Here is a 16,539-nt window from a genome sequence, read left to right as displayed (position 1 = left end):
CGTCAGCCGGGGAACGCCGGCGCCCTGCTGACCATCGCCGGCAAGGGGCGATCCATCACCCCGGCGAGCCAGCCTGCGGCGTCGACGATGCCGGGCAGCGCGAGGCCGGTCCGGACGCCGCTGCGTTCGAGCACATAGGCGACATCCTCGGTCGCGACATTGCCCGCCGCGCCCGGCGCGAAAGGGCAGCCGCCGAGCCCGCCGAGCGACGCGTCGACCGTCGCCGCGCCTTCGCGCACCGCCGCCCAGACATTGGCGATGCCCGTGCCGCGCGTGTTGTGGAAATGGACGCGCACCGGAAGATCGCCGACCGCCTCGCGCACGCGGCCGACCATCTCGGCGACCTGCGCGGGCACACCGACGCCGATCGTGTCGGCGAGCGCGATTTCGCGCGGGGCCGCGTCGGCGGCACGCTTCGCCATCTCGACCACGCGGCCCAGCGCGACCTCGCCCTCGAAAGGACAGCCGAAGGCCGTCGCGATGGTGATCTGTCCGCTGCGTCCCCCCGCCTTCGCCAGCGCGACGATTTCCATGGCGGCGGCGAGCGATTCGTCCGAACTTTGCCCCTGATTGCGAACGCCGAAACTGTCGCTCGTCACGCACACCGCGCCGAGTTCGTCGATGCGGCCGGTCGCGAGCGCGCGTTCAGCGCCGCGGCGATTGAGGACGAGACCGATCCAGGTCACATCGGCGCGGTCGGGCAGCATCGCGACGAGTTCTTCGGCATCGGCGAGCTGCGGCACCTTCTTCGGGTTGACGAAGCTCGTCACCTCGATACGCCGGACGCCAAAGTCGATCGCGCGGCGGATCAGTTCGAGCTTGTCGGCGGTCGAGACGATCGCGCTTTCATTTTGCAGCCCGTCGCGCGGGCCGACTTCGACGATTTCCACGGCATGATTTTTCAACATCTTGCGTCCCGATTATCCCGAGTCATTTAGCAGGTTGAAAATTACATAGCATTCTAAGTATACAATGGCCATGGGCGAGGCAGGCCGTCTTATCAGAGTCGGCCGCGAAAGGAATGATATGAGCGAGACGGGCAGCGGGGGCGCGCTGGAAGGCATCAAGGTCGTCGAAATGGGGCAGCTGATCGCTGGCCCCTTCTGCGGCCAGCTCCTCGGCGACATGGGCGCCGAGATCGTCAAGCTCGAACCCCCGGTGACGGGCGACCAGATGCGCAACTGGGGCCAGGGCGACAAACCGAGCTGGTGGCGCGTGATCGCGCGCAACAAATATTCGGTCGCGGTCGATTTGCGGTCTGAAGAGGGTCAGGCGCTCGCGCGCGAGCTGATCGCCAAGGCCGATATCCTTATCGAGAATTTCCGTCCCGGCACGCTCGAAAAGTGGAACCTCGATCCAGTCGAGCTGCGCAAGACCAATCCCGGCCTCATCGTCGTGCGCGTGTCGGGTTACGGCCAGACCGGCCCCTATTCGGCGCGCGCGGGCTTCGGCGGGATCGGCGAGGCGATGGGCGGGTGGCGCGGCATCGTCGGCTATCCCGACTTGCCGCCGGCGCGTATGGGCGTATCGATCGGCGACACGCTTGCCGCCACTTACGGGTGCATGGGCGCGCTCGCCGCGCTCCACCACCGCAGCAAGACCGGCGAGGGCCAGATCGTCGACTCGGCGCTGTACGAGGCCGTGCTGCAGGTGATGGAATCGACCGTGTCGGACTATTCAGCGAGCGGCACCAAGCGCCGCCGCACCGGATCGACGCTGCCCGCGATCGCGCCGTCGAACGTCTATCCGTGCAAGGATGGCGAATATCTGATCGGCGCTAATCAAGACGGGGTGTTCGCGCGGCTGGCGGCGGCGATGGGGCAGCCCGGGCTCGCCACCGACGAACGCTATGCGACGCACCGCGCCCGCGGGGTGCGTCAGGAAGAACTCGACGCGCTGATCGGCGAATGGACCGCCACGCTGACAATCGACGAGCTGGAGCAAAAGATGGTCGAGGCCGGCGTTCCCGCGGGCCGCATCTTCGATGCCGAGGATATGCTGACCGATCCGCATTTCACCGCACGCGAGGCGCTGGTGAGCGTGCCCGACGCAGAGCTGGGCGAAATCCGGATGCAGGGCATATTCCCGAAACTGTCGGCGACGCCGGGCAGCGTGCGCCGCCCGGCCCCGCTGACCGTCGGCGAGGACACCGCCGACGTGTTGAAACGTTGGCTCGGGCGGGAGGCATGACGCGATGATCACCCTCTATGGTGGCCCGACCCCCAATGCCCGCAAGATCGCGATCGCGCTCCTCGAAATGGGGCTCGAATGGCGGCTGGACTATATCGACATCCTCGCGGGCGACCAGCTGACCCCCGAATTCCTCGCGCTCAACCCGAACAACAAGACGCCGGTGATCGTCGACGACGAAGGGCCGGATGGCGAACGCTTCGTACTGTGGGAAACGGGCGCGATCCTGCTCTACCTTGCCGAGAAGACGGGACGCTTCGTGCCGGCCGATCCGGTGCAGCGCGCGATCTGCTGGCAATGGCTGATGTTCCAGGTGTCGGGGGTCGGCCCGATGTTCGGGCAGGAGGCCCACTTCACTCATTATGCCAAGGAGCGGCACGATTATGCGATCGCGCGTTACAGCCGCGAGGTCGACCGGCTGATGATGGTGATCGACAAGCGCCTCGGCGAAGCCGAATGGCTTGCCGGCGGCGACTATACGATCGCCGATATGGCGACCCTGCCCTATCTGCGCCGCCAGCTGATCGAAAAGGTGGGGCGTTTCCCCAACGTCGACCGCTGGGGCGCCGCGATGCTCGAACGCCCCGCGGTCGCCGAGGGCATGACCGTGGGCGTCGCACGCGCCGAGACGATCGAGGGCGGGCTTACCGGCTTTACCGACGAGCATCGCGCGATCCTGTGGGGCGACCGACAGCACGCGAAGCGTTGAGGCGATCTGCCCGCTTCGCGCTGGCTAGCCGGCCGGGTTGTCGTCGATCTTTCCCCTGTATTTGAGTTCGGGCTGGTCGGTATCCGGCTCGCAATGACTCCAGCGCAGGCGAGATGCGTCGATGATCTCGCCCCCCATGTGCGTTACAAATGCTTCGGTTAGCGCGGCCTTGTGATCATTATATTCGGGCAGGTTGGGATTCAGATTGTCCGCCAGCAGGAGCCATTCGACAAATTGAGACGCGTGAACCGGCCCGGTTGGCGGGATGAGCATGGTGACATGGAGCGGTTCGCCGTGCTTCAGGCACCCGCAAAATCCCCAAGTCACGCACGCGGTGTGCATCAATGCGTCGAAACCCGATTTTTCCATCGGGCCGATCTAGTTCCTGCGACGGGCGCCGGCAACCGGCTCGAGGAACCTCAATCCCGACTTACCGCCGCGCGGTTCGCGTCGCCGAACATGTTCGACCATTCCTTATCGTCGAGTTGCTGGTGGCGGCCCACATATTTGGCGGGCGCCTTGAGATCGTCGCGCGCCATTGCGCGCGCTACCGCAGGGCGGTCGCGGATGCGTTCGAACCAGCCGCGCATCGCAGGCCATTCGTCGAGCCCCAGCCCCATCACGAACGCCGAAGCGCGGCCGGGCCAGATCGCCATGTCGGCGATGCTGTATTCGTCGCCCGCGACATAGGCGCTTTTCTCCAGCCTTTTTTCGAGCACGGTGAGCAGGCGCGTCAGCTCCTTCGTATAGCGCTCGATCGCATAATCCTGCCCCGCCGGGGCGTAGCGGAGGAAGTGACTCGCCTGCCCGCCCATCGGCCCGAGCCCCGCGACCTGCCAGGTCAGCCACGACAGCGTTGCCGCGCGCGCCGCGCCCGATGCGGGCAGGAAACGCCCGCTCTTTTCGGCGAGATATTGCAGGATCGCGCCCGATTCGAACACCGTCACCGGATCGCCCCCGTCTGCCGGATCGCGGTCGACGATCGCGGGCAATTTGTGGTTCGGATTGATGCGCCCGAATTCGGCGGTCAGCTGGTCGCCCTCGAAGATGTCATAAGGAATGACGCGATAGGCCGCGCCGATTTCCTCGAGCATGATCGCGATCTTCTGCCCGTTCGGGGTCGCCGAATAATGAAGGTCGATCATCTCAGAGCACCTCATAAATCTGATGGCGGACGCCGAAATCGGTGCGTTCGCCGACGCCGACCGCGAGCACGCCGTTGAGCCAGCCATATTTCGCGCTAGCGGTTTCGAACACCGGCGCGATTCGCAGGTAATAGCGCGACGGGTCGGCGTCGGGCACCGCCGGATCGGCAAAGGTCGCACGCACATCGTCGGGAATGATGTTGCGGCCGGTGTAGCTCAGATAGATGAGGTCGCCGTCATCGGTCTGCCACACCGCGCGGGCGTCGAAGGTGCCGACCGAAGCGCTGTCGCCGAGCCGCCCGCTGCGCGACCAGTTGCCGCCGCCCGGCAGGACTATACCGTTGATACGCGGACCGAAAAACCGCCCCCCGCTGATATAGCCGAGCCGCTGATCGCCGAACGGCGAGGCCCCGATCCCGATGATCCCGCCGCCCACTTCGAACTCGACGGTGCAAAGGTGATGGGTCGCCAGCGGCGCGTGCGAATTTTCTGCGTTCATGATGCGAATCCTCTTCCTGCCTATGGACAAGCATAAAACAATTAGTATACTAAGGGTCAATCAGATTGACGGATCGGAAGCCATTCCGGGACCGGCGACAACAAGCTCTATGGGAGGGTGAAGATGAAGGCGCATAACCAGTTCCTGCTGTCCGGCGTGGCCGCGATCGCGATGCTCGCCAATGCCGCGCCGGCGATGGCGCAGGCCGCCGCCCCCGCCGATGCGGCGGAGGTCGACGACAGCAATAGCAACGAAATCATCGTGACCGCGCAAAAGCGCGAGCAGAATCTGCAGAATGTGCCGATTTCGATGGAAGTCGTCAGCGGCGCCAAGCTCGCCGAGTTCAACACGAGCGACATCAAGGCGGTGATGAACTACACGCCGAACGTCTTTGTCCAGTCGACCGCGGGCAACGACGTCATCTATATCCGCGGCTTCGGTTCGCCGCCGGCGAACTTCGCCTTCGACCAGTCGGTCTCGCTCTATGTCGACGGCATCTACGCCGGCCGCAACCGGCAGGCGCAGGCGCCCTTCTTCGACCTTGCGCGCGTCGAGGTGCTGCGCGGTCCGCAGGGCGCATTGTTCGGCAAGAACACCGCCGCGGGCGCGGTCAGCGTCGTGTCGGCGGGCCCGACGAAGGATTTCGAGGGCGCGATCACCGGCCTCTATAATTTCGACCACAAGGGCACCGATTTTTCGGGCTATCTGTCGGGGCCGATCAGCGACACGCTGGGCGCGCGCCTTGCGTACAAGATCGTCAACCAGGACGGCTATATCTATAACCGCGCGACCGATCACGACGATCCGGAAATCAAGTCGCAATTGCTGCGCCTGACCCTGAAGTGGGAGCCGTCGGCCAATTTCGATTACACCGCGAAGGTCGAATATGGGAACCGCGAAGTCAACGGCGGCATCACCGTATCGAGCCCGCTGACCAGCGGGCAGGATCCGCAGACGACGCGCTATCTCGAACGCTCGGCGCTGGGCGATGAGGGCAATGACAATAAATCGGTGATGATCTCGGGCGTCGGCAACCTCGCGCTCGGCGATTTCACGCTGACCTCGGTCACCGGCTATAGCTGGTTCAAGTCGAAGATCATCAACGGGTTCGACCAGACGATCCCGAACAGCGGCGGCGCGTTCACCGCAAACTCGGTCTACAACGCCTTCCCCGAACGCTTCGACCAGGTTTCGCAGGAAATTCGCATCCTGTCGCCGACCGGCAAGACGTTCGAGTTCATCGTCGGCGCCTATTACGACAAATCGAACTACACGCTCGAACAATATCAGGGCTTCAACCTGCCGAGCCTGACGATCCCCGGCGTCTTTGCCGGCCCCTATTTCGGCCGCATCGACAGCGTCTTCAATCAGGAAGCCGAAAGCTGGTCGGTGTTCGGACAGGGCACGTTCAACGTCACCGACGCCTTCCGCGCGATCGGCAGCCTGCGTTATTCGCATACCAAGAAGGAAGGCGATTTCGCCGCACGGCTGGTCTACGGGACGAATGGCCTCAACGGCCAGCCTTTTGCGCTGCGCCCGATTTCGAGCGCGGTAGGCAAGATCAGCGAAGGCAATGTCGATCCGTCGGTGACGCTGCAATACGACATCGCGCCGCGCATCATGATCTACGGAACCTGGGGCCGCGGTTCGAAGTCGGGCGGTTTCGTTTCGAACACGCTCGGCACGACGAACGCGACCTTCACCTTCGAGCCCGAACGGTCGGAGAATTTCGAGGCGGGCGTCAAATCGACGCTGTTCGACGGCAAGGTCGTCGCGAACGTTTCGCTCTATCACACCAAGTTCAAGGACTTGCAGGTTTCGGTCTATCAGCCCGCGACGTCGAGCTATCTGACCGGCAATGCCGCGGCCGCGACGTCGAAGGGTATCGAAGGATCGCTCAGCATCTATCCGATCGAGAATTTCGATATCAGCGCCTCGGCAGCCTATTCGGATATCAAATATGACGATTATCCGGGCGCGGCCTGCCTTGCTTCGCAAGTCGGCTGTACGCCGGCGACGAACAATCTCGCCGGTTATCCGGTCGCCTATTCGTCGAAATGGACGGGCAGCGTCACCGCGCACGCGCGTTTCGACATGTCGGAGGATTTGAAGCTCGACATCACCGGCGTCGCCGCGGGCCGTTCGAAATATTTCAATTCGGACAACCAGAGCCCGATCTTCGGCGTTCAGGACGGCTATGTGAAGCTCGACCTGCGCGTCCAGCTCGCCGATCGGGACAATAGCTGGCACCTCGCGCTGGTCGGGAAGAATCTGACCAACCAGAAGACGATCGGCAGCGCATTCAACCTGCCCTTCCCGATCACGCCGGTTCCGCGTGCGATCCTCTACCTCGAACCGACGCGCAATATTTCGGTCGAGGCGGGGATCAAGTTCTAGACTCGGTTCATTCGATGTCCCAGCGATCGGCCGCGATTGACGCTCTCCTCGACCGGGAAGCGGCGATCGCGGCCGTGACCTGTTATGCGAGCGCGCTCGATGCGCGCGACTGGGCGGCCTATCGTGCGCTCTTCACCGACCAGATCGCGATCGATTATGGCGCGATCGGATCGCTCGTCGCGACCGTGCCGGCCGACGAATGGACGCAGCGTTGCAAGGCGCTCGAAGGCTTCGACGCGACCGCGCACCAATTGCACAACATCGCCCCGACGATCGACGGCGACCGTGCGACGGTGACGAGCATCGTCGATGCCGTCCATGTCGTCGGGGTCGAGGACCGCGCGCTGCTCGGCGACCTGCTCGGCCGCTACACGCACCGGCTGGTCCGGCAGGACGGATGGAAGATCGCCGGTGTGACGCTGTCCGTCGTCGCCTATCCTGCGGGCAAGGAGGCATTCGAAGCCGCATTCGCCGCCGCGCGCGCCATTTTTGCCGAAGGGAAGTCCGCATGATCGACGTTTATTTCACCCCCACGCCGAATGGCCACAAGGTTTCGATCATGCTCGAAGAGACCGGCCTGCCACATCAGCTTCTGGCGATGAACATGCTGGAGGGCGATCATCTGACCACCGAATATCGGCGGATCAACCCGAACGGCCGCCTGCCCGCGATCGTCGATCACGACCCCGTCGGCGGCGGTGCCCCGCTGCCGGTGTTCGAGAGCGGGGCGATCCTGCTCTACCTCGCCGAAAAGAGCGGGCAATTGCTTCCCGAAAACCCGCGCAGGCGCAGCCAGGCGCAACAATGGCTGATGTGGCAGATGGCAAGCTTCGGCCCGATGCAAGGACAAGCGCATCACTTCATCCGCTATGCGCCCGAGGGCCAGACCTATCCGGTCGAACGCTATCGCAACGAGACGCTTCGGCTGCTCCATGTCCTGAACGGCCGGCTCGGCGAAGCCGACTATCTGGCGGAAGAATATAGCATCGCCGATATCGCGACCTGGCCGTGGACACGCGCGATCCGCGCAATCGGGCTGACGCTCGACGATTATCCCGCGGTCGCCGACTGGTTCGCGCGGATCGGCGAGCGCCCCGCAGTCATCACGGGCACCGACGTCAAGAACGCCGCCAATCTGTCGAGCGCGCGGCCGGTGCTGACCGACGAACAATGGTCGAACCTGTTCGGCAAGAATATGCTCGAGGCGCCGACACGCTAAACCGTGTCGGCGTGGCCCCACTGATATTCGACCTGCCCGTTCGACCGCCGCACCGCGACCCAGTCGCCGCCCGCAAGACTGTCGTCCTCGATCAGCATGACCACGCCGCCGGCGATATCCTCCGGCACGCACGCCTCGTTGTTCGCGAGCACGGTCTTCATCCACTCCGACTTGCCGCCCGCGCCCGTCGTGTCGAGGATCGGCGTGTCGACGAGCCCGGGGAGCATGCCGGCGACGCGGACGTTGCATTCGTCCTTCAAGGGCGCGCAGCAGCGCGTGAACATCATCACCGCCGCCTTCGTCGTCGCATACATGGCGTCGTAAAAGCCGGTACCGAGCGCGACGGTCGAGACGGTGTTGATAATCACCCCGCCCCCGCGCGCCTTCATCCGTTGCACCGCGACCTGCGTCGCCGCGACGAGCGAGGTAATATTGACGTCGATAATCCAGCGGAGACGCGCTGCATCGACATCGGGGAATTGCGGCAGGCCCGACACGACCCCGGCATTATTGTGCAGGATGTCGACGTCGCCATGCGCCAGGAACCAGGCTTCGACCGCGGGCACGTCGGAGAGGTCGAGGACGTGGGTCATCGCCCGCGCACTCTCCGCTTCGACAAGCCGCGCGGTTTCGGCCAGCGCGTCCTGCTTCACGTCGACGAGCCGGATTTCCGCCGCGCCGCGCTGGGCCAGCATCACCGCGGTCGCGCGGCCGATGCCGCCGGCCGAGCCTGTGACGATTGCGGTCTTGCCCTTGATGTCCATCTCTTCTCTCCCGCTTATCTTGTCGCTACCGTAAAGCACATTGACAGATAAACTTAAATACCTAAGTATTTTTCGACCGGGAAGACTCGTGCGTTTTGGGGAGAGTTATGTCGCAAGCCACCGCCCTTGATGGAGGCGCTCCGGTGCCGGACAGCGGCCTCACGCTGCGCCGCAATGTCGCGCTGGTGATGCTGTTCATCGTCGGCACGATCAATTTCGTCGACCGCCAGCTCCTGTCGGTGCTTGTCGAACCGATCCGCGCCGACATGGATTTCAGCGACACGCAATTCGGCCTGCTCACCGGCCTCGCCTTCGCGCTCTTCTACGCCGCGATGGGCGTCCCCGTCGCGATGATCGCCGACCGCTGGAACCGCGTGAAGCTGATCGGCATCGCCTGCGTCGTGTGGAGCGGGTTTACCGCTGCGTGCGGCATGGCGTCGAACTTCTGGCAACTCGCGCTGATGCGCTTCGGCGTCGGCGCGGGCGAAGCGGGCGGCACCGCGCCCTCGCTCTCGGTCATCGCCGACTATTATCCGCCCGCGCAGCGTCCGCTGGCAATCGGGCTGTTCACCTGTAACGGCCCGTTCGGCGTCTTTGTCGGCGCGACCTTCGGCGCATGGGCCGCCGCCAACATCGGCTGGCGCAACGCCTTTCTTCTGATCGGCATCGTCGGGATCATCATCGCCCCGATCCTGATCTGGCTCGTCCGCGAACCCGCGCGCGGGCAGATGGACACGCAAAAGGCGGCCGACGCCGCCCTGCCCTTCAGCGAGAGTCTTGCCATGTTCTGGCGCCGCCCGTCGCTGCGCATGGTGATGATCGGCAGCGGCCTTGCCGCCTTCACCAGCTATGGCATGCTCAACTGGATCCCCGCCTTCCTGATGCGGACGCAGAAGATGCCGCTCGAAGCGATGGCGACATATTTCGGCCCGGCGGCGGGCATCACCTTCGGCATCGGCATCCTCGGCGGCGGCTGGCTGGTCAGCCACCGCGCGAAGGTGTCGGCGCGTGCCTATGGCTCGATCCCCGCGCTCGCCACCGCCGTGCTGATCCCGACCTTCATCGCCGCGCTGCTCGTCGACAGCTGGCAGCTCTCGCTCGCGCTGATGCTGATCCCGATGGCGGCGTGCACCGCCTATGTCGCCCCTGCCCTCGCTCTCGTCCAGAACCTCACCCCGCCGCGCAGCCGCGCGACCGCCGCCGCGGTGCTGATGCTGATGTTCAACATCGTCGGGCTCGGACTCGGCCCGTTGTTCGCCGGGATCGTCAGCGACAGCCTGAAACCCGACTATGGCGATGGCAGCCTCCGGTGGGCACTGATGGCGCTGATGCCCTTTGCCGCCGCCGCCGGCATCGCGCAGTATCGCATGACGCGCACTCTCGAGAAGGATTTCGCCGAATGACCGACGTCGCGGGCAAGACGGCTTTCATCACCGGCGGCGCGAGCGGGCTCGGGCTCGCGACCGCCCGGGCACTCGCCGCAAAGGGGGCATCGGTGATCCTCGCCGATATCGACGCGGCGGGTGCCGAAAATGCAGCCGCAGGATTGCGCAGCGACGGCGCAAAGGCAATCGGCCTCCAGCTCGATGTGACGAGTGAGGAGAGCTGGGCCGAAGCGGGTGCAAAGGCGCGCGACTTCGGCCCGGTGCGCATCCTGTTCAGCAACGCCGGGGTCGGCGGCGGATCGGGACCGTTCGAGCAATATGACACCGACGTCTGGCGCTGGAACTATGCGGTCAACGCGCACGCGCATCTCTATGCGTGCCGGACCTTCCTCGGCGAGATGAAAGCGAGCGGCGAAGCATCGCACCTCGTCATCACCAGTTCGATGGTCGCGATCGTGCCGCCGCCGATCTCGGTCGCCTATATCAGCTCCAAATATGCGACGCTCGGTATCGCGATGGCGCTGCGCAACGAGCTCACCGAAAGCTGCGTCGATATTTCGGTGCTGATGCCCGGCATGTCGGCAACGCGGATCGTCGAGACGACGCGCGAGCTGCGCCCGGTGGAGGTCGAAGTAGGCAAGGCCGCGGCAACGAGCCAGGCGATGCAGGGTGTGCTCGCGGGCGGCATGTTGCCCGACAGGATCGGCGCGCGCGTCGTGCAGGCGATCGAAAATGGCGACTACTGGATCTTCACCCACCCCGAATGGAAGGCGATGGCCGAACTGGTGACGCAGGATATGCTGTCGTCGTTCGGCCCCTCGGCTGACCCGACGTACCGGGGTGACGATATCGACGGGCTGATCGCCGCCAACGGCGGCCGCATGTTCGGCGCAAAAGCATAGGAGAGAGACATGGCCGAAGAGAATGATATCCGCGAAATGGCGCAGCGTTTCTTCGACGCGATCGAGGCGGGCGACATCGAAACGATGCAGGGCAGCTTCACCCCCGACGCCGAAATCTGGCACAACACCGACGAGCTGATCGTGACGCCCGCGCAGACCGCGCAGACGCTGACCGGCATGGTCGCGCGGATCAAGGACCGCGAATATGCCGACCGCCGGCTCACCGCCTTTCCCGGCGGCTTCGTGCAGCAGCACGTCCTGAAGGGCCGCCGCGTTCACGACGATGGCGAAGTCCGCCTGCCCTGCGCGATCGTGTGCAAGGTGGAAAATGGCAAGATCACGCGCCTCGACGAATATTTCGACAGCGCGCATGTCGCCGAATTCCGCAAATTTGCGAACGCCTGAGGAGTTTATCATGCCCGTGTTGCGCCAGGTTCCCCGCTCGGAAGTCACCGACGAAACCGTCCTTGCCTATTACAACCGCCTGTTCGGCGACCGCGATCCCGTCGCCGAGCCCGGCACCGCGACCGGCACGCCGGGCGACTGGTGGACGGTGTTCGCGCTGTCGCCCGACATTTTCGAACATGCGGTCAAGGGCTTCGCCGTCTATCGCAACCCCGCACGCACGATCGACCCGGTGCTGCGCGAGCTCGGCCAGACGCGAGCGGGCTGGGTCAAGGGCAGCCAGTTCGTCTTTTCGCAGCATTGCAAGTCGCTCCGCGGCCTTGGCGTCAGCGACGAGAAGATCGCCGCGATCGCGCACTGGCAGGTCGCCGACTGCTATGACGAGCAGGAACGCACCGTGCTCGCTTATGCCGACTGCCTTGCGCAGGCGAGCGGGCGCGTGCCGCTCGAGGTATTCGACAAGCTCAAGACCTTCTGGAACGACGAGCAGATTTTCGAATTCACCTACATCACCTGCCTGTACGACATGCACGCCGTCATCACGCGCGCGCTGCGTATGGAATATGATGCGCGCGAGGAACCGATCGTCGAGGTCGCCGCACCCGAAGGCTTCAACGCCGCCGACTTCCTCAGCGCCCCGCGCCCCGCAAACGGGTGATGCGCGACTACGGCACCCCCGAGGTCGTCGCGAAGGGCCTTCGCTTTCCCGAGGGACCTGTCGCGATGCCCGACGGGTCGGTGCTGCTGGTCGAAATCGCGCGCGGGACGCTGACGCGCGTCGCCCCCGATGGCAGCCTGTCGGTCGTCGCCGAGCTCGGCGGCGGCCCGAACGGGCTTGCGCTCGGCCCCGACGGCGCGGCCTATGTCTGCAATAATGGCGGTTTCCAGTGGATCGAAGGGGGTGGCCTGCTCTTCCCCGGCCATGCCGCGCATGCCGAGCCTTGCGGGTCGATCCAGCGCGTCGACCTGACCACCGGCGCGGTGACGACGCTCTATAACAGCTTCGAAGGCGCCCCGCTGAAAGGGCCGAACGACATCGTCTTCGACGCGGACGGCGGCTTCTGGTTCACCGATCATGGGCAGGTCCGTGCCAGCGGCCGCGATCATGGCGCGATCTATTATGCCGCCGCTGACGGGTCCAGAATCAGCCGCCAGCGCGCCGACATGATGGGACCGAATGGCATCGGCCTCTCGCCCGACGGCAAGACGCTCTATGCCAGCGAGACGATGACCGCACGCGTGTGGGCGATGGAGATCGTCGCGCCGGGCGAACTGGCGCCGCCGCCGCCATGGGCGCCCGGCCGCTTCGTCGGCACGCCGCCCGCCTTTCGCCTGCTCGACAGCATGGCCGTCGAGGCAGGCGGGAACATCTGCGTCGGCACGATGGTCGAGGGCGGGATCACGATTTTCGACCCCGACGGCGGCGGATCGGAATTCGTGCCGCTGCCCGATGTCGGCATCACCAACATCGCATTCGGCGGTGCCGACCGGCGCGACGCTTATGTGACGGCTTCGACGACGGGGATGCTTTATCGTATCCGATGGCCGCGCCCCGGATTAACCGTCAACTAAGTTGACGATTAATCCGGATAGTGATAAAAGAATCGGGAGAGGACAGAATGAAATTCTATACCAGCGTCGGCCCCAACCCGCGCGTCGTGAAGCTTTTCATGGCCGAAAAGGGTATCGAGATCCCCGAGATCAGCGTCGACCTGCGCGGCGGCGAGAACCGGCGGGCGCCTTATAATGTCGATGTGAACCCCGCCGGCCAGACGCCTGCGCTCGAACTCGACAATGGCAGTTTCGTCTGCGAAATCACCGCAATCTGCGAATATCTGGAAGAACGCTTCCCCGAAACGCCGCTGATCGGCACCACGGCGGAAGAGCGCGCCAACACCCGCATGTGGACGCGGCGCGTCGACCTCAAGATTTGCGAGCCGCTCACCAACGGCTTTCGCTTCGCCGAGGGGCTGCCGCTGTTCGAGGCACGGCTGCGCTGCCTGCCCGAAGCGGCTGACGGATTGAAGGCGACCGCGCAGGACGGGACCGCATGGCTCGATGCGCAGATCGCAGGGCGCGAATTCGTCGCGGGCGACAGCTTCAGCCTCGCGGACATCATGCTGTTCGCTTTCCTCGATTTCGGCGCGTCGGTCGGCCAGCCGATCGACCCCGCCAACGCAAATATCCAGAGCTGGTACGAGCGGATGAAAAGCCGCCCCAGCTTCGCCGCAAACTGAACGACAAGGAGACGGATCATGGCTGCAGCAAATAGCGAATTCGAATTCTGCGGGGTCAACCACCTCGCCCTCGTGTGCAAGGATATGGCGAAGACGGTCGAATTCTATCGCGACAAGCTCGGCATGCCGCTCACCAAGACGATCGACCTGCCCGGTGGACGCGGCCAGCATTTCTTCTTCGACATCGGCAATGGCGACAGCCTCGCCTTCTTCTGGTTCCCGAACGCACCCGAAGCCGTTCCGGGCATTTCGGCGCCCGCCGCGCTGCCGACGCAGGGTAGCTTCGTGTCCGCACACGGGTCGATGAACCATATCGCGATCAACGTCCGCGCCGACAAGTTCGACGATTATTACAACCGGCTGATCGAAAAGGGCATCGAGGTTACCCCGGTGCTCAACCATGACGACAGCCCGATGCAGGCCTCGGCCGAAATGCACCCCGGCGTGTTCGTGCGCTCGGTCTATTTCTTCGACCCCGACGGCGTTTGCCTCGAATTTGCGGCATGGACCAAGGTGTTCGACGAAAGCGACGTCGCGCACGATCCGGTACAGGCCGACGGCACGAAGCGCGAAGGCTTCATCGTGGGCCGCACGCCGGTGCCCGCCGAATAGAATTTCCCAAACTATTACCCTTTGGGAACTCCTCCTGGACCCGGCCTTTGGCCGGGTTCTTTTTTGGGCTACCCAGATGTCTTCTCACGACCGATTGCTGCCGCCTCTATCCTCGTCATCCCGGCGAAGGCCGGGATCTCGCCGGCGCGTCATTTCGAGAGGGTGAGATCCCGGCCTTCGCCGGGATGACGGATATTAGGAGTGGCAGCTTCCCACCCCAAAATCGACATCACCAAAATACCGCTGTCCTACATTGTCGCGCTATGCCAGCCTCAAGCCCGCTCTTTGAAATAGTCGGCTTCAGCAACCTCGCCTAAAGCGACAAAGGAGACATTTGCGACGCGCGCATCCGTATCCTTTGTCGCCTTAAGGCCTCAAAGGACGCAGTTTCGATACGCCCATGCGGGGCTTTTGTGGCTTTAAGGCGATTGACGCGACTTGGCCGTCACTCAACCCTATCCCGGCGCGCAGCCTTCCTACCCCACTGCCCGGTCGCGCCCTTCCCAATAGGGGGCACGCAGTTCGCGGCGCAGCACCTTGCCCGAGGGATTGCGCGGTAGCGCGTCGATGAACTCGATGCTCTTCGGGACCTTGTACGCGGCAATACGCTCGCGCGCCCAAGCGACGATGTCGGTGGGATCGAGCGTCGCGCCCGCGGCGGGCACGATCAGCGCCTTGACGCCTTCGCCCCATTTGTCGTCGGGCACGCCGATCACCGCGACGTCGGCGACCCCGGGACAGCCCATGATCGCGCTCTCGACCTCGGCCGGATAGACATTCTCGCCGCCCGACACGATCATATCCTTGATCCGGTCGTGGACGTAATAAAAGCCGTCGGTGTCGCGGTAGCCGACGTCGCCGGTGTGCAGCCAGCCGCCCGCCAGCGTTTCCTCGGTCGCCGCCGCGCGGTTCCAATAGCCCTTCATCACGATGCCGCCGCGGATCGCGATCTCCCCGATCTCGCCGTCGCCCAGCTCGCGCCCCTCGCCGCCCAGGATCGCCATTGCGGCGCCGGGCCAGGGCTTGCCGCACGAGGTCAGCTTGCCCGGCAGGTCGTGCGCGCTGGGCGAGAGATAGGAACCGCCACCGGCGGATTCGGTCATGCCGTAGAATTGCACGAAGTCGCAGCCGAAGGTCGCACGCGCCCGGCGCAGCACATCCTCCGCGATCGGCGAAGCGCCATAGGCGATCGACTTGAGCTTTGGATAAGCACCGTCATTCGCCGCGGGTTGGAGCAGCATCATCTGGATCATCGCGGGCGCGAGGAAGGCGTGCGCGACATCCTCCTCGCGCATCATGCGCACCGCGTCGGCCGCGGTGAAATCCTTGACGAGCACCAGCCGCCCACCCTGTGCGAGCCCCGAGAAGCTGACGTTCGTGCCGGCGACGTGGAACAACGGCATGACGATCATCACCGTCTCGTCCTCACCATAGGCAAAGCCGTCGACCTCGGTCGCTGCCTCGAGGAAGGTGCGATAATTGGCGTTGGTCAGCACGACGCCTTTCGGCAGTCCGGTCGTGCCGCTCGTGTAAAGCTGGAGCACATCGTCGGTAAGCTGCGGCGTATCGGCGAGCGGGGCGTCGGACGCCGCGCCGAGCCAGACGTCGAACGGTTCGAACGCCGGATGTTCGCCATAGAGCGCGACCAGGCGCGGCGGGGCGGCGAGGTCGGCGATCGCGGCGAGCGCGCAGTCGAAGAAATCCTCGCCGACGAACAGCAGCTTCGGACCGGCATCGCCCAGGATAAAGCCGATCTCGGCGGGAGCGAGGCGGCAATTGATCGGCGCGAAACAGGCCCGCGCACGCGCCGTGCCGAAGAAGAGCGGATACCAGCTGTCGTGGTTCTTGGTCAGCGCCGAAACGCGGTCGCCGGGCGCTACGCCCGATGCAATCAGCGCGTGTGCAGCACGGTTCGACCGCGCATCGAGTTCGGCAAAACTCGTCTCGCGCGCGCCGAATTTCACCGCGGTGGCGCTCCCCCGTACCCGCGCCTGCGCCGCCGGAATGTCCGCCAGCGTCCGGATGGCCTCCAGATCGATCATTTTGCTCTCCCAACCGTCGTTTCGACTTGAATT

At 64.6% G+C, this 16,539-nt stretch carries 18 protein-coding genes; 12 read left to right on the top strand and 6 right to left on the bottom strand.

The window, feature by feature from the left end:
- Positions 1-2 precede the first annotated feature (2 nt).
- On the bottom strand, positions 3-908 hold the full coding sequence (locus tag VGU00_RS10760; RefSeq protein WP_327468325.1) for a hydroxymethylglutaryl-CoA lyase: 906 nt from the start codon (positions 906-908) through the stop codon (positions 3-5).
- 118 nt (positions 909-1,026) lie between these two features.
- Here VGU00_RS10760 and VGU00_RS10755 point away from each other — a divergent pair, with 118 nt between their 5' ends.
- Both VGU00_RS10755 and VGU00_RS10750 read left to right on the top strand, forming a co-directional pair.
- Positions 1,027-2,190, top strand: a complete 1,164-nt coding sequence (locus VGU00_RS10755) for a CoA transferase (RefSeq protein ID WP_327468323.1) — start codon at positions 1,027-1,029, stop codon at positions 2,188-2,190.
- Between the two features lie 4 nt (positions 2,191-2,194).
- Complete coding sequence (locus VGU00_RS10750) at positions 2,195-2,899, top strand: glutathione S-transferase family protein (protein ID WP_327468321.1); 705 nt, start codon at positions 2,195-2,197, stop codon at positions 2,897-2,899.
- Positions 2,900-2,923: 24 nt separating this feature from the next.
- On the opposite strand, the gene VGU00_RS10745 is transcribed toward VGU00_RS10750, so the two are convergent.
- Genes VGU00_RS10745 through VGU00_RS10735 form a run of 3 tightly spaced genes read right to left on the bottom strand, consistent with a single transcriptional unit; the run spans position 2,924 to position 4,543 of the window.
- The gene (locus VGU00_RS10745) at positions 2,924-3,268 is read right to left on the bottom strand and encodes a hypothetical protein (protein ID WP_327468319.1); all 345 of its coding nucleotides are present in this window, start codon (positions 3,266-3,268) and stop codon (positions 2,924-2,926) included.
- A 50-nt stretch (positions 3,269-3,318) separates the two neighbouring features.
- On the bottom strand, positions 3,319-4,044 hold the full coding sequence (locus tag VGU00_RS10740; protein ID WP_327468317.1) for a glutathione binding-like protein: 726 nt from the start codon (positions 4,042-4,044) through the stop codon (positions 3,319-3,321).
- A 1-nt stretch (position 4,045) separates the two neighbouring features.
- Complete coding sequence (locus VGU00_RS10735) at positions 4,046-4,543, bottom strand: DUF3237 domain-containing protein (RefSeq protein ID WP_327468315.1); 498 nt, start codon at positions 4,541-4,543, stop codon at positions 4,046-4,048.
- Between the two features lie 123 nt (positions 4,544-4,666).
- Between VGU00_RS10735 and VGU00_RS10730 the strand changes: the two genes are divergently transcribed.
- From VGU00_RS10730 to VGU00_RS10720, 3 genes are read left to right on the top strand one after another with little or no spacing between them, the layout of a single operon-like run.
- The gene (locus VGU00_RS10730; protein ID WP_327468313.1) at positions 4,667-6,940 is read left to right on the top strand and encodes a TonB-dependent receptor; all 2,274 of its coding nucleotides are present in this window, start codon (positions 4,667-4,669) and stop codon (positions 6,938-6,940) included.
- A 14-nt stretch (positions 6,941-6,954) separates the two neighbouring features.
- Positions 6,955-7,452 (top strand): nuclear transport factor 2 family protein, encoded by a 498-nt coding sequence (locus tag VGU00_RS10725; protein ID WP_327468312.1) that lies wholly within the window; start codon positions 6,955-6,957, stop codon positions 7,450-7,452.
- Complete coding sequence (locus tag VGU00_RS10720; protein ID WP_327468310.1) at positions 7,449-8,159, top strand: glutathione S-transferase N-terminal domain-containing protein; 711 nt, start codon at positions 7,449-7,451, stop codon at positions 8,157-8,159. Before VGU00_RS10725 ends, VGU00_RS10720 begins: the two co-directional genes overlap by 4 nt.
- On the opposite strand, the gene VGU00_RS10715 is transcribed toward VGU00_RS10720, so the two are convergent.
- Positions 8,156-8,923: an SDR family oxidoreductase gene (locus VGU00_RS10715; RefSeq protein WP_327468308.1), complete on the bottom strand. Its 768-nt coding sequence runs from the start codon at positions 8,921-8,923 to the stop codon at positions 8,156-8,158. The two genes, VGU00_RS10720 and VGU00_RS10715, sit on opposite strands and share 4 nt — an antisense overlap.
- A gap of 143 nt (positions 8,924-9,066) precedes the next feature.
- On the opposite strand from VGU00_RS10715, the gene VGU00_RS10710 reads away from it, so the two are divergent.
- The 7 genes from VGU00_RS10710 to VGU00_RS10680 are packed head-to-tail and all read left to right on the top strand — an operon-like array spanning position 9,067 to position 14,464.
- Positions 9,067-10,326 carry an MFS transporter gene (locus tag VGU00_RS10710; RefSeq protein ID WP_327468306.1) on the top strand — a complete coding sequence of 420 codons (1,260 nt, stop codon included), beginning with the start codon at positions 9,067-9,069 and terminating at the stop codon, positions 10,324-10,326.
- Positions 10,323-11,210, top strand: a complete 888-nt coding sequence (locus tag VGU00_RS10705) for an SDR family NAD(P)-dependent oxidoreductase (protein WP_327468304.1) — start codon at positions 10,323-10,325, stop codon at positions 11,208-11,210. The genes VGU00_RS10710 and VGU00_RS10705 overlap by 4 nt, the downstream gene beginning before the upstream one ends.
- Before the next feature lie 9 nt (positions 11,211-11,219).
- A complete protein-coding gene (locus VGU00_RS10700) occupies positions 11,220-11,615 on the top strand; it encodes a nuclear transport factor 2 family protein (RefSeq protein WP_327468302.1) in 396 nt (131 codons plus the stop codon).
- A 10-nt stretch (positions 11,616-11,625) separates the two neighbouring features.
- On the top strand, positions 11,626-12,273 hold the full coding sequence (locus VGU00_RS10695; protein ID WP_327468300.1) for a carboxymuconolactone decarboxylase family protein: 648 nt from the start codon (positions 11,626-11,628) through the stop codon (positions 12,271-12,273).
- Positions 12,273-13,187 (top strand): SMP-30/gluconolactonase/LRE family protein, encoded by a 915-nt coding sequence (locus tag VGU00_RS10690; RefSeq protein WP_327468298.1) that lies wholly within the window; start codon positions 12,273-12,275, stop codon positions 13,185-13,187. Before VGU00_RS10695 ends, VGU00_RS10690 begins: the two co-directional genes overlap by 1 nt.
- Before the next feature lie 47 nt (positions 13,188-13,234).
- A complete protein-coding gene (locus VGU00_RS10685) occupies positions 13,235-13,852 on the top strand; it encodes a glutathione S-transferase (RefSeq protein ID WP_327468296.1) in 618 nt (205 codons plus the stop codon).
- 18 nt (positions 13,853-13,870) lie between these two features.
- Entirely contained in the window at positions 13,871-14,464 is a 594-nt protein-coding gene (locus VGU00_RS10680) for a VOC family protein (protein WP_327468294.1), read from the top strand.
- A gap of 476 nt (positions 14,465-14,940) precedes the next feature.
- Here the strand turns inward: VGU00_RS10680 and VGU00_RS10675 are convergent, their stop codons facing one another.
- On the bottom strand, positions 14,941-16,506 hold the full coding sequence (locus tag VGU00_RS10675; protein ID WP_327468292.1) for a long-chain-fatty-acid--CoA ligase: 1,566 nt from the start codon (positions 16,504-16,506) through the stop codon (positions 14,941-14,943).
- Positions 16,507-16,539 lie beyond the last annotated feature (33 nt).

Source organism: Sphingopyxis sp. (assembly GCF_035944815.1).
GTDB lineage: Bacteria > Pseudomonadota > Alphaproteobacteria > Sphingomonadales > Sphingomonadaceae > Sphingopyxis.
The sequence above is the reverse complement of the archived record's forward strand: the minus strand, read 5'-3'. Positions and strand labels throughout refer to the sequence as shown.